Origin of the sequence: Paenibacillus sp. LjRoot56, assembly GCF_964253335.1 — a bacterium.
Lineage (GTDB): Bacteria > Bacillota > Bacilli > Paenibacillales > NBRC-103111 > Paenibacillus_E > Paenibacillus_E allorhizoplanae.
In genome coordinates this window covers 1,013,298-1,026,693 of sequence record NZ_CAXURV020000002.1, presented here as the reverse complement: position 1 = coordinate 1,026,693, position 13,396 = coordinate 1,013,298, and the positions used below count along the sequence as shown (strand labels likewise).

Below are 13,396 nucleotides of genomic sequence, written 5' to 3'. Positions count from 1 at the left end.
GCGAAAACCAGCCCATTGGAACCCTATTTATTGAGCAAAATTAGTACGATGATCGAGTACTTTCGACACATACGCTTGTGTCTCTTTTGGCAAGAACTGAAGCTTAGTGGCCAAATCCTCATCTGTTTTTATCCCTAAGCGATCGACACGACCAGGCCCAGCATTGTAAGCAGCAAGCGCAACGCCTTCGTTCCCATTATATTTCTTTAGCAATCCACTAAGGAAATGTGTACCTGCATCTATGTTCTGCTTAGGATCAAATGGATTCGTGACCCCATAACCGCTGCTCGTCCCGTCCATAAGCTGCATTAATCCTTTGGCACCTGCGGAGGAAACCGCCTGATGATTGAAAGCAGATTCTTGCTGAATGACGGCTTTAACCAAAGAGGTATCTACGTCATATTTTAAACTAGCTTGCCCAATGAGCCCTTCAAACTGTGAAGCTGATGTTGATTGTGAGAGGGACTGCAGAGGTGTATATGATTTATTCAAAGCGCCTAACGCGCTTGGCAGGTTGCTTAGCGATTGATTAAAATCAGATGCATCTAGCGGATCAGTCCCCGTACCCACACCTTGACCCATCAATGTGTTCAAAAGCTCACTAAAATCACTGGTTTCGTCTGAGCTTGAAGATGAGGGGTTATCCGCGAAAAGACTTAATTTACTCATCGTCTGAAGCTGAAGCAGCTCCTTCAACACTCTAGGGTCAATTCCTTGCGTATTCGTGATGCTGTTCATTCTCAGACCTCACTTTTTCATTTTCGATGTATTCATTGTACACGTTTTGTGCCCTGACGACTATACTTTTATTCGAACGCAAAAAAAGGACAGTCTATTGACTGCCCCCTCTTGCCTTTCAAGAAATATTCTGTTGCAGCATTTCATTCTCATTCAATGATCTTCTCACTGTGACACGTGATATGCGCAAATGATCGGTTTCTTCAACGATAAACATAAACTCGTCGTTATAACTTACCTGTTGATTACGACTAGGAGGAATTTCCGTTTGAGAATAAATCCAACCACCGATCGTATCATAGTCATCCGACTCGATTTCAAGTCCGAAGTAATCATTGACTTCATCAATCAACAACAGTCCATCTATTGAGAATGTATTCTCATCTTTCATTTCAATCGTTGGGCGCTCCTCGTCAAACTCATCTTGGATTTCACCAACAATCTCTTCCATAATGTCTTCCAGCGTCACTAAACCTGATGTACCGCCGTATTCATCAATGAGCAAAGCCATTTGGCTCTTGCGTTTCTGCATCATTTTCAGCAAATCACTGATATGAATGGAATCCGGCACTGTGGTAATCGGTCTAATGATTTTCTTAATGCCTTTTAGGTTGGCATCTGGTTTTAGCAAATCCTTAATGTGAACAAAACCGATGATGTTATCCTTATCTGGATCACACACAGGGTAACGTGTTCGCATTTCTTTGATCGCGATAGCAAGGTTCTCCGCATAAGAAAGTCCTGCATATAAGCATTCCATCTCAGTACGAGGAATCATAATCTCGCGTGCTGTCGTCTCAGCAAATCCGAATATATTATCAACAAGCGTGAGCTCTGTGTTATCTATTAGTCCGTTTTTGTGGCTTTCCTGCATCAGGACTCGAATTTCGTCCTCCGTATGCGCAGATTCATGTTCCGTTGTAGGCTCAATCCCAGCACGGCGCAACATCCAATTCGAAATGCCATTCAATGTCCAAATGAACGGGTACATCATTTTATAGAATAATACCATGGGTCCTGCAGAGAGCAACGTAATTTGTTCCGCTTTACGAATCGCATACGTTTTGGGGAACTGTTCACCTAATGTGATATGAAGAGTTGTCATTAAGGAAAAAGCGATAATAAATGTAATCGTGTGAAAAACTGAGTCTGGTAATCCCAGCGGAGCAAATAAAGGCTCTAAAATTTTGGCAAACGTCGGTTCACCTACGTAACCAAGTCCTAATGAAGTAAGTGTAATTCCTAATTGACACGCACCAAGGTAAGCATCAAGATTATTCATAATACCTTGTGCAAACTTCGCATTACGCCGGCCTTCACCGACAAGCGATTCAATCCGACTTCCACGAACTTTCACCATTGCAAATTCTGCTGCGACAAAAAAACCGTTTAACAACACTAGTCCAAACATTAACAGAAAACTGATTAACGTTTCGGGCAAAGGATCTTCCAATACCTTACCTATCCCCTAACAAGTGCAAAAGCTGCACCCAGGAGAGTAGGTACACCTCCCTTAATTTTCGATTTTAATTTTATTAAATATCACTACTCATTATATAATAATACTGTAATCATTCAAAGGTGCGAATATGACACTTGAAGCCAAATAGTACGAGCAAATGGGCGTAAACACATTAAAATGAGCCCTTCTTGCGCTTTTACACAGGAATAGTGGCATTCTTAAGCTCTTTTTCACTTTTTTTTCATAAAAAAAATAAAAAGCAAGCCGATTTCTCAGCTTGCTTTGCTTGCTAGGAATAATATGGAACCAATAAAAAATAGGCGGCAACGGCAATAAAACCAAGAGCAACAGACCAAGAACCCAAGCTCTTATTCCCCATTACAAAAGCAATAACACCGAGAATAATACCTGAAATCCCAAGCAGTACTGGCCATACAAATAGAGAGGCCAGAGCAACAAAGAGTGCCACATACCCAACTGCTTTATTGCGTGTTACAGCTTCTACGAGCTCAGCGACTTCCTCATCAGAAACTGTCGAGGTCGAACTGGACTTATAATCTCGGCTTATTCTGGCCTGAGGTACAGCAATCTCAGCTGCGTATTCTTCTTGGGCATGGAGTCCGCTTTCGAGATGAAGCTGACTCTTCTGGAATCGCTCCTTGGTGGCATTGTCTAAAGAACTGTCCTCTTTATTCATGCTACCTCCGCGTTACACATACCTAATGTTTAGTTGCAGGCTTAAACGTGTGGCAACACGTATTAGCTGCTTTAGTTGCAGTATCATGATGAGTAGTATCAAACGATTCCTCTGAAGCAAATTCTTCATTGTAGCTAGCATGAGCATGTTGATCAATTTCAATCATAATCGTGTCCGCATGACAGTTGTTTCCTTGTGTCCAGTATTCACAATTCGCTACTGCGCATTTGACTGCTGGCATCATTATCACCCCCTTAACAATTTGCCCGCCTCAGGAGTGAACTATGCTTAGTTAAGTCTGTCAGATAAGACCAAGAACATAGCGTGTGACCACAACAGCGGAACCGCAGGCTCACCATGTTTCTCAATCCATTCCTTATACACTGCCGCTTCGCGAAGATGATCATCTACTTGCTCTGGTAAACGTCCGAGCTCATCAGCCTTACTGGCTATCCATGCCAAACAGCGCTGAGCTTCATCTTTATTTCCAAGTTCAAGCTGGATCCAACCATACCAAGCGGTCAGTAGCAGCCACTCACCACCACCGTAATATCGATCCTCGATGTAGCGCTGAATCCCGTTATGTTTGAGATCAGCTTCAATCGCTTGCACCGTTCGAAGCATAATTGGGTCAGTAGGCTCACATACCCCAAATGGTAAGGCGAGCCACATTAGGCTTGCATCCACACCAAATAGAGCAGGTTGCCAAACTTCGTTCACACAATGAATAGACTTCACGAATCGTCCGTCATGAACAGCATGGGTATGTATGAAATGTCGTATGAGATCAGCTTTCTCGATCAAGTCCTGACGCCCTTCTAGCTCGCCTAACGCCTTCAATCCTCCATATAAGCAAGCCAAAGTTGCGGGATGGACATAATCGGGATATTCCTCCCAGCAATCAAAATTCGGATAGTGCCAGAATGTCATTATATAGTCAACTGTTATTTCAATACTTTCCCTGAACTCTTCCAGAAGTGTCGTATGACCAGTCATGCGAATATGTTCGACAAGCCCCCAGATCCATGCGCCGTAACCATCCAACTGGAAGTGACCCCATTCAGAATGATCATCCCGCCCATCCAAGTGATACCTTGTCCCCAAAAACTCGGAACGATCAATCCATTCCTTATTCTCATGTTTTCGCAATAGCCCCGTTAGCCGCGGACGTTTATCTTTCAGAACTCGATGTACCCAGCGATAGAATTGCTCTGCACTTTTCGTTTCTCCTACACGATCCATCGCATTTGCTATAAAAGTACCATCACGAAGCCAACTATAGGAATACGTTGAAAAAAGAGGAGAAGCCACGTAACCTCCGCTAGGATGTTGATTCAGCTTAATGATGTCCTTGCTAACGCTGACTAAGTGTTCTAGCTTCATACGATTTCCTCCCTTTTATATGAAAAGGGATGCGTTGTGGCCGCATCCCTTTGTAGGTATCTTTGTGATTGATTAAACTTTTTCGCCTTGCATACGGCGTTGTGTAATGTAATCTGTTTCATAGTAAGCAAGATCTTCACGAAGCTCTTCGAACACCTTGGACAATTCGATCGTTAAATCACGTACTTCACGTGATGGTTTCTTGCGGAAACGAATCGCATCTTGTCCTGTATAAGCGTAACGACCATCTTCGGAATAGCACTCATTCTTAGGATAGAAAAAGGTATTAACACATGTATGGTATACCTCATAGAGCACTTTTTCCGAAAAATCAACATTAAAAGTAGGACGTCTTAAGCTAACGCCCAATTTCTCATATGCCACTTCACAAAAAACTAGAAGATGACGAGTATCCTGTAAATACCCGCGGTAAAATTCATCCATTGCTGGATCATTTTCCACATTTAACAATGAGAGCGAATGTTGATTAAGAAACAGTTCCATTTTGGCCGTCGTTTCTTTGAGTTTCGTACGCGTGGAATCACAAACATTTTTCACATTAAAAACAGCCATGTTAGAAGACCTCCTATAATTGCGCTACTTCTATCCTACCATAATTTATCCCGAAGTGGTATATGTAAAACACCAGTTACCATGCATAAAAGATACCCGCTCGCCTAACCCTACTCTTAGATAATATGTTTTTCATTAACGAGTTGACCTTTTTCTACAAACAAAAAGGAGGGCATGATCATGTGGCGTTATCTCTCCACCATTGCGGTTGTTCTGGGATTAGGAGTTATCCTCTTCCCTCACCAGCCTGGGCATCGTACTAAACCTGGTCCTGAGGTTTACAGTGCGAAGTATGAAACAACGTCCAAGCTTGCGCTATTAGAACAAGATGTAAAACTTACAGACGAACTTTGCAGAAGTCAATGCGCTATCGATTATACGACTATGCTCAGTCAAATCGAAAGCGGTGAACCTGTAACCAATGTGTTAAAAAACATGCGAAATCACCATGAGAAAATGGATGTGCTTGTGTGGTCAAAGCGCGGCCAAAATTGGGAGCAAGGCATCAAATCTGGCGAACTCCCTCCAACTTATACAGACCAGGCCGCTACCTATTTGAAAGAAGCGAAAGCTGCCGTTGATAGGGGCGAGATTTACCAATCACCTAAATTCGGTGCTGGACATCACGTTTACTTCGTACAAGGTACTCCTTCAACCAATGGTCAGGATTCACTTATCGGGGTCATACATCAAGATGTACTCGCACAAGTCACCGATCATCAGATGAAAAATTTAAGACTTGAACCTTATCCCAACGAGAACCGTTGGAAAGTAAAAGCCGTTGAAACGAATACACTAAATGAGAAGATTGTCGATCATCCCGAAGATAATCAAGGGACTAGCCATTATCAACAGAATGAAGTCGTCGTCCGTTTCAAAAAAGATCCAACAGAAGATGAGCTCAATCAAATCAAAAAGGAAATCCATGCAACATCTGCGCAAAAATTAGGCTATACCTACGTTTTCCGCACGAATGATAGAGACGCCAAATCATTGATCGCTTATTTCGGTAAATGGAATGTTGTGTATGTTGAACCACACTTTCTTTATATGACCAATGATTATTATGATGATCAAGAGCGTAAAGATTCAAACCCATCCAGCACCAATTCAAATAGCAATCAAACACCAGTCTCTACAAACTTCATACCCAATGATAATTTATATCAAAAATATCAATGGAATCTGCCGCTGATCGAAACATTACAAGGCTGGCAGCTAAACCGCGGCGCTGACAATGTCATTGTAGCTGTTGTTGATACGGGTGTAGATCTGGCACATCCAGACCTCCAAGGACAATTACTGCCTGGTTACAATGTTATTAGTGGCAATGATAATCCACAAGATGATGTTGGACATGGTACACATGTCACAGGCGTCATTTCAGCTCTTGTCAACAATCAGTTAGGCGTTGCGGGGATGACTTGGTTTAACAAAGTGTTACCCGTTAAAGTACTGGATCAGACAGGTGCAGGAAGCACATATTCGGTAGCGCAAGGGATCATTTGGGCAACGGATCACGGTGCAAAAGTCATGAATCTCAGTCTAGGCAATTACGCAGATTCAGGATTTCTCCATGATGCTATTCAATATGCCTATGATAAGGATGTTGCACTCATCGCGGCTAGCGGAAATGACAATACCGAACAGCCTGGATATCCAGCCGCTTATCCTGAGGTATTTGCGGTTGCCGCTATAGATTCACGGAATGAGAAAGCACCCTTCTCCAATTATGGCGACTATATTGATGTGACTGCGCCTGGTGTCACCATCGCCAGTACGTATCCGAACAATCAATATGCTGCCTTATCAGGTACATCCATGGCTAGTCCCCATGTAACAGCACTCGCAGCTTTAATTCGATCTGCTAATCCCAGTCTAAAAAATACGGACGTTTATGAAATTATGAGGCAGTCCGCTCAGGATCTAGGTGACAAAGGTCATGACAAATACTTTGGTTATGGCGTCATTGATGTCGTTAAAGCACTTGAAATGGCGAAGCAGAATACATCCCCTTTGTCCTACTGGCCACAGGAATTAGCGCGCCAATTACATCTTGTACCGAAGAAGTATGCGGGCAGCTTAGGGCTTGAGAAATAGAACACTCACCACCTTCCATGCACAATTAAAAACCTTCAAACCCTAGCGGGATTGAAGGTTTTATTCATTTTAAAATTAAAATACCCGCAAAGCCGAAGCCTTGCGGGTAACCGACTGAGTGGAAAGTTTGCCGTAAGCCGGGTTCTGTACTTCCAGTGGTCGTAACGGGCGTCTGCTCCCCTGCCACTATTGAAGCGACAATCATCTATCTAGGCTGTACATTGCTGCACAGCTCAAGCGACCAACCCGAACGCGTCTCAGGCTAAGACTGCTGCCTCGAAAGCAGCTAGCGTTCCATTAGGTCTTGCTCCAAGTGGGGTTTACCAGGATCTATGTCACCATAGAACCTCGTGGTCTCTTACACCACGGTTCCACCCTTGCCTGTGCTATATTTCAAGCCATCGGCGGTCCATTTCTGTGGCCCTATCCTTCAACTCGCGTTGACTGGACGTTATCCAGCACCCTGCCTTATGAAGCCCGGACTTTCCTCTCGCTATGGCTTACCCATAGCCAGCGATTGTCTGTCAAACTTTCCATTGCATAGGCTAGTATACTAGGAATACCTTCGAATTACAACACATGGTCGTTTCCTTTCTTTCCAAAAGCAACCTTAAGCTGCCTAGACGAATTGAAACGGCTCCGTGTTAATTGCGGATGCGAGCACTTGCGTATCCGTCTTAGCAAGCTGCGCGGCGAGATATTCCGCGACGCCGCGCTTCATAATCTTCTCGACGTTATGCCCAACGTCGAGGAGGGCTAACCCTGCCGCGAGCGCATCGTGCGCGGTGTGGTAATCGATGTCGCCGGTGACCAGCACATCAGCGCCGGCAAACATGGCGTGCCGCATATAGCGGCCGCCAGAGCCACCCAACACGGCCACCTTGCGGATGGGCCGTGATAGATCGCCGACGACGCGCACCGTCGGCACGTCGAACACAGCCTTCGCGTGCTCCGTGAGCTCGCGAAGTGTCATTGCCGCGGGCAGCTTGCCCACGCGGCCCAAACCGAACACTCTACCCTTGAGGTCCATCGGGTAGAGGTCATAGGCCACCTCCTCGTAGGGGTGGGCCTTCAGCATAGCAGTAACCGCTTTGCGCTGCACGCTAGCGGTTACGATCGTCTCCACGCGTACCTCTTGTACGCGTTCCAGCTTCCCAACTTCCCCGATAAATGGAGTAGCCCCTTCCTGCGGCAGGAACGTCCCCGTCCCGGGGATATTGAAGCTGCAAGAGCTGTATTGGCCAATACCGCCTGCTCCAGCCTTAAATAGAGCATCCAGCACGACTTGATGATGCGTCTCAGGTACGAAGACTACAAGCTTCTGCAGCTTCTCTGTATGCACATCTTCCAAGTGCGTCATTTCGGTTAGGCCAAGTTGTTCCGAAAGCAAGTCATTAACGCCGCCTTCTGCCACATCAAGGTTCGTATGGGCTATATAAACCGCGATATCATTCTTAATTAATTTTTCATATAAACGACCTGCTGGTGTTTCTGTCTGCAGATGAGCCAAAGGTCTAAAAATAATCGCATGATGCGCGATTATAAGGTTGGCCCCAACTTCAATAGCCTCATCAACAACGGCATCTGTCACATCAAGTGCGACAAGCACTTTCGTGATCTCTTTTTGAAGAGAGCCTAGCTGTAGGCCGATCTTATCATCTGCCATCGCGTAATGCTTAGGAGCCAGCTGTTCAAACAGCTGGATTACGGTTTGACCTTTTGCAAGCACGCGAGTACCTCCTTTATTTCATGCATTTCTTGGCTAACTTGCTCTGCTTTTGCAATAGAGGCTTCTGCCGTGGACAGCTTTAACTGATCTACGATCATGGCAAATTTCTTTAGTTCACTTTCCCACTTCATAAACCAGACCTCAGACGCCTCATTAATCAAATAAGGCCCCATTTGTTGCAAGCGTTCCTTCGAAACAGTAACTCCACCTGGAAGAAGACGCTCCTCATAAAGTGCTTCTAAAGCTCCGCGCTCCTCTGTATCAGCGGTCACCGCCGTTAATATCTCATAGATTTTGCCGTCTTCTTCAAGAATAGTCTCTGATTCCAACTTCCAACCATTACCCAGAAGCCAACGGCGCACATGATCTTCTCCCACATTCGGCTGTAAAATCAAATGCTGAACACCCGGAAGCTTTGATTTACCTGCTTCTAGAATACTCGCCATCAAGCTGCCGCCCATGCCAGCAATTGTGATGACATTTACTTCGCCAGCCTCAATTACGGCAAGACCATCACCCGATCTAACTTGAATGACCTTAGATAAACCACTTTCGAGCACCTGTCTTTGCGCTGCCTCGAAAGGTCCAGGGTTTACTTCCCCTGCTACCGCAGCTACAATAATCCCCTGCTGCGCCAAATAGGTTGGCAATAAAGCATGATCCGATCCAATGTCGGCTACTTTCGAACCAACTGGCACGCGATCAGCAATCATTTGAAGTCTTTTCGATAATTTAACCATATGCTACATTACCCACTCTACCCATTTTTTTCGCAGCAAAAATAATGCTACGCCTACCGAAACTAATTTGGCCGTAAATGATATTTGAATGAGACGCGAGCTCATTTCTATATCCACAAGGAAGGTCATCGCCTCAGGAATAAACCAAACCAAGCCTCCTACTAGCATGAGCACGCTTGCCGCTTGTTTATTCGTGTGATGCGCAAGCCAAGCCATCCATATGAGTACAACACTCACAGGAACCCAGCTTAATTCTAATGAAAACCAAGCAGGATGCTCTAATTTTTGCATCAACAACCAACTATAAGTCCCTATAAGCCCTAGCCATCCACAAATTTGGAAAATAGCCATTCGACCAATCAAACCATTAAATAACCAAATACAACTGCAAAATGCCAAATAACCAATATACGTAGTTGACGTGTGAATACCCGACAAATCCATTATATATAGCCCCAAAAGTAACATAGCAATAGATGCTATGCCGCACAAGACATAGGCAATGACAGGCGTACGACTAAATTGTCTGTATGCGACTGCATAACAAATGATGACAAAAAGTGTGGAAATACCAATTTGCATTGGCAATCCAAAAGAGTTAAAATTAAGAGCAGATAAGGCAAGAGCGGCAATTACCGCTAATGCGAACAACCATATTTTCCAATTACTGTTTGTTACAGCCGTAGCCGAAACACCTAAAAGTGAAGCAGGTTTAGGGGTCATATCATCCACATACAAATTCATTAGAAAATCGCAATAATGCTCGGGAAGCAATTTGCTCCGGCGCCAATGATCGATTTCTCTTACTATTACTTTTCTTCTCTCAGCATCCATCTATTCGCTCACCTTCCTAGCTACTTTATCGGTGATTCAATGCTCAGATTTTAGTAAATTTTTTATTGAAAACCGCAAAAAAAGACCCCGCCGAATTTGGCAGGGCCCACTCCAAGCGATTTTATTCCAAAAAATCCTTCAAACGTTTGCTACGGCTTGGATGTCTTAATTTCCGCAATGCTTTTGCTTCAATCTGACGGATCCGTTCCCTTGTAACACCGAATACTTTACCGACTTCTTCTAATGTTCTTGTACGTCCGTCATCAAGTCCGAAACGTAAGCGAAGCACATTCTCTTCTCTTTCAGTTAACGTATCCAGCACGTCTTCAAGCTGTTCTTTCAGAAGTTCGTATGCCGCTGCATCCGCTGGCGCTAGCGCCTCTTGATCCTCGATAAAATCCCCTAAGTGTGAATCATCTTCTTCACCGATCGGTGTTTCTAAAGAAACAGGCTCTTGTGCAATTTTCATGATTTCACGAACTTTATCTGTGCTTAAATCCATCTCTTTAGCAATTTCTTCTGGCGTAGGTTCGCGCCCCAATTCTTGTAGCAATTGACGAGAAACACGAATCAATTTGTTAATCGTTTCAACCATATGTACCGGAATCCGAATCGTTCTCGCTTGATCCGCAATGGCACGAGTAATCGCTTGACGAATCCACCAGGTCGCATAGGTACTGAATTTGTAGCCTTTGGTATGGTCGAACTTCTCCACAGCCTTAATAAGACCCATATTACCTTCTTGAATCAAATCAAGGAACAGCATACCGCGACCTACATAACGTTTGGCAATACTTACAACGAGTCGAAGGTTAGCTTCTGCTAAACGACGCTTCGCTTCCTCATCCCCATTTTCAATACGTTTTGCCAACCCCACTTCGTCTTCCGCGGAAAGAAGCGGTACGCGACCAATTTCTTTCAAATACATCCGAACTGGATCATTAATTTTAATCCCCGGCGGCAAAGCCAGATCATCATCGAAGTTAAATTCATCGCGCTCATTTTCTTCTGGATTCATCGAATCTTCATCCGATTCATTCCCCACATCAATACCTTGCTCGGAAAGTTGTTCAAAGAACTCATCGATTTGCTCAGGATCCTGATCGAAGGGAGCTAATTTCTCCATGATATCCTTGTAAGTTAGTGAGGACCGTTTTTTCCCCTGCTCTATAAGTTGGTCTTTCACCTGGTCCAGGGTCAATTCTGTCTCTAATTCTGTACGCTGATCATTCGCCATGGTACGGACTCCCTCCTCCCTAGTCATATCAGTTTAGCTAAGATGACTTCAACCGTTTTTCTAGGGCAATAATTTCAATTGCAATTTGTGCAGCTCTAAGATGGTCTCCCTCGCGTACTGCGCGAGCTTGTTCTTCTTTCTTTCGTTCAACTTCTTCTTGCATTGGAACTTTGCGAATTTGGCGAATATAGTCGTCAATCACTTGTTCGTTTAGTCCATGACCAGCTCCCATCATAACGATGGAACTAGCCAAGCTCTCCAGCTGTTCGTCTTGCAGCATGGCAATGTATCGGCTTGCATCGGGCTCTAAATACTGAGCGTAGTAAGCATATAAATAAGCAGCTAAGACTGCGTGAGCTTCAACATTAAACTGGTCACCCAATTGCGCTTCAACATGAGCACATACGTCACGATCGTGCATCATTACAGCTAAAATCAAACGCTCTGCATTATGATATGCGGGTAGTAGCGAGGGCGTTTTTTTCTTTGTTCGTTCCGCTGGTCTCCCATTATTCATAACATTATTCCACAGAATTGGTTTATTATCCCCATCTGGTCGGTTTTTTTCCGATTGTAATAAGATTTCATGGAGATCTAACTTCATGGCTTCATAAGAAGAATCCGGAAACTCTGAGGCTAACTGTTTGAGATAATGTTCGCGTTCCATTGGAGAATGCAACTGGCTAATTAATTTCACAGCGGATTGCAGATAACGTAATCGTTCACCGTCCTCATGCAATTTAAAATTTTTGCGGATATATAATAGCTTATATTTCATCGATGGCACGGAAGCTCCAATAATCTCCCTTGCGAATCGGTCAAACCCATATTGACGAACATAATCATCAGGATCTTTGCCATCTGGCAGCATCGCAACCGTGACTCGGCTTCCGGTGTCTTCCAATAAAGGAATACTCTTGAAAGCTGCAGATTGTCCTGCATTATCACCATCATAGCAAATGACGATTTCATCCGCGTTGCGGTTCAGTAAGGCAGCATGTTCTTTGGTTAATGCCGTGCCCATCGTCGCAACACCATTGGTAATCCCCGCTTCCCACGCTTTGATCAAATCCACATATCCTTCGAAAATAACGGCTTGCTGAAGCTTTCGCATATTCGGCCGAGAAAGGTGTAGATTATACAAAGTTCTGCTTTTATTAAAAAGGATGGATTCGGGACTATTTAAATATTTGGGTTGCGCATCCCCCATGGCTCTGCCAGCAAATGCGATGACCTTGCCCGTAGAGTCGCAAATAGGGAACATGATACGTTCACGGAATTTGTCCACGTACCCATGACCTTCATGTTTGGCGGAAATCAAACCGCCTTTTTCCATTAGAGCTAAATCAAATCCTCGTTTGTCCAATTGTTGAACAAGCGTGTCCCACATTAACGGTGCGTAACCAATCTGAAACGTATCAATCAGCTTATCGGAGATTCCTCTAGAGGTCAGATAGCCTTTCGCCGCTTTACCTTGATCCGTATTACCCACAACATAATGATAGAACTTGGCTGCAAATTCATAGGCCTTTAAAAGGGTAGCTTTTTCTTGCTGCTGCTCATTCTGCTCGTCAGATACTTCCTCCCAAGTTATTGGGATATCTGCGTCTTCTGCAAGCTTCGTGATCGCTTCTGCAAAGCTTAAGCCTTCGATTTCCATAATGAAACGAATTAAGTTCCCGCCTGCCTGGCAACCAAAGCAACGATAGATCTGTTTCTCTGGTGTAACCGTAAACGAAGGACTTTTCTCCGAGTGGAAAGGACATAATCCCTTCATATAATGCCCTTGTTTGCTTAAATGTACGTGCCTGCCGATGACATCTACAATATCATGGCGCTTCAGTACAGCCTCAATAACCTCTTCAGGTATGCGTCCGTACCTCATTTCAATCCACCTACAATT

The 13,396-nt window shown here is 44.3% G+C and carries 12 protein-coding genes and 1 other RNA gene; 1 reads left to right on the top strand and 12 read right to left on the bottom strand.

The window, feature by feature from the left end; genetic code table 11:
• Positions 1-27: 27 nt before the first annotated feature.
• From ACSQ8O_RS16935 to ACSQ8O_RS16910, 6 genes are all read right to left on the bottom strand, one after another.
• Positions 28-738, bottom strand: a complete 711-nt coding sequence (locus ACSQ8O_RS16935) for a lytic transglycosylase domain-containing protein (RefSeq protein WP_436242637.1) — start codon at positions 736-738, stop codon at positions 28-30.
• Positions 739-856: 118 nt separating this feature from the next.
• Complete coding sequence (locus ACSQ8O_RS16930) at positions 857-2,149, bottom strand: hemolysin family protein (RefSeq protein WP_056610123.1); 1,293 nt, start codon at positions 2,147-2,149, stop codon at positions 857-859.
• A gap of 340 nt (positions 2,150-2,489) precedes the next feature.
• Entirely contained in the window at positions 2,490-2,897 is a 408-nt protein-coding gene (locus tag ACSQ8O_RS16925) for a hypothetical protein (protein ID WP_436242636.1), read from the bottom strand.
• A gap of 22 nt (positions 2,898-2,919) precedes the next feature.
• Positions 2,920-3,141: a DUF1540 domain-containing protein gene (locus ACSQ8O_RS16920; RefSeq protein ID WP_436242635.1), complete on the bottom strand. Its 222-nt coding sequence runs from the start codon at positions 3,139-3,141 to the stop codon at positions 2,920-2,922.
• Between the two features lie 44 nt (positions 3,142-3,185).
• Positions 3,186-4,280, bottom strand: a complete 1,095-nt coding sequence (locus tag ACSQ8O_RS16915) for a glycoside hydrolase family 15 protein (protein ID WP_436242634.1) — start codon at positions 4,278-4,280, stop codon at positions 3,186-3,188.
• A gap of 72 nt (positions 4,281-4,352) precedes the next feature.
• A complete protein-coding gene (locus tag ACSQ8O_RS16910) occupies positions 4,353-4,853 on the bottom strand; it encodes a YpuI family protein (RefSeq protein WP_028558040.1) in 501 nt (166 codons plus the stop codon).
• A gap of 180 nt (positions 4,854-5,033) precedes the next feature.
• Here ACSQ8O_RS16910 and ACSQ8O_RS16905 point away from each other — a divergent pair, with 180 nt between their 5' ends.
• A complete protein-coding gene (locus tag ACSQ8O_RS16905; protein WP_436242633.1) occupies positions 5,034-6,953 on the top strand; it encodes a S8 family peptidase in 1,920 nt (639 codons plus the stop codon).
• Between the two features lie 118 nt (positions 6,954-7,071).
• Here ACSQ8O_RS16905 and rnpB read toward each other — a convergent pair.
• From rnpB to dnaG, 6 genes are all read right to left on the bottom strand, one after another.
• An RNA gene (gene rnpB, locus ACSQ8O_RS16900) (RNase P RNA component class A) lies at positions 7,072-7,486 on the bottom strand.
• Positions 7,487-7,572: 86 nt separating this feature from the next.
• Complete coding sequence (locus ACSQ8O_RS16895; RefSeq protein ID WP_436242632.1) at positions 7,573-8,682, bottom strand: Nif3-like dinuclear metal center hexameric protein; 1,110 nt, start codon at positions 8,680-8,682, stop codon at positions 7,573-7,575.
• Positions 8,658-9,422 carry a tRNA (adenine(22)-N(1))-methyltransferase gene (locus tag ACSQ8O_RS16890; protein WP_436242631.1) on the bottom strand — a complete coding sequence of 255 codons (765 nt, stop codon included), beginning with the start codon at positions 9,420-9,422 and terminating at the stop codon, positions 8,658-8,660. The genes ACSQ8O_RS16895 and ACSQ8O_RS16890 overlap by 25 nt, the downstream gene beginning before the upstream one ends.
• Before the next feature lie 3 nt (positions 9,423-9,425).
• Positions 9,426-10,256, bottom strand: a complete 831-nt coding sequence (locus ACSQ8O_RS16885; RefSeq protein WP_436242630.1) for a hypothetical protein — start codon at positions 10,254-10,256, stop codon at positions 9,426-9,428.
• A gap of 121 nt (positions 10,257-10,377) precedes the next feature.
• Complete coding sequence (gene rpoD, locus ACSQ8O_RS16880; protein ID WP_028558036.1) at positions 10,378-11,493, bottom strand: RNA polymerase sigma factor RpoD; 1,116 nt, start codon at positions 11,491-11,493, stop codon at positions 10,378-10,380.
• 37 nt (positions 11,494-11,530) lie between these two features.
• A complete protein-coding gene (dnaG, locus tag ACSQ8O_RS16875; RefSeq protein ID WP_436242629.1) occupies positions 11,531-13,378 on the bottom strand; it encodes a DNA primase in 1,848 nt (615 codons plus the stop codon).
• Between the last annotated feature and the right edge of the window lie 18 nt (positions 13,379-13,396).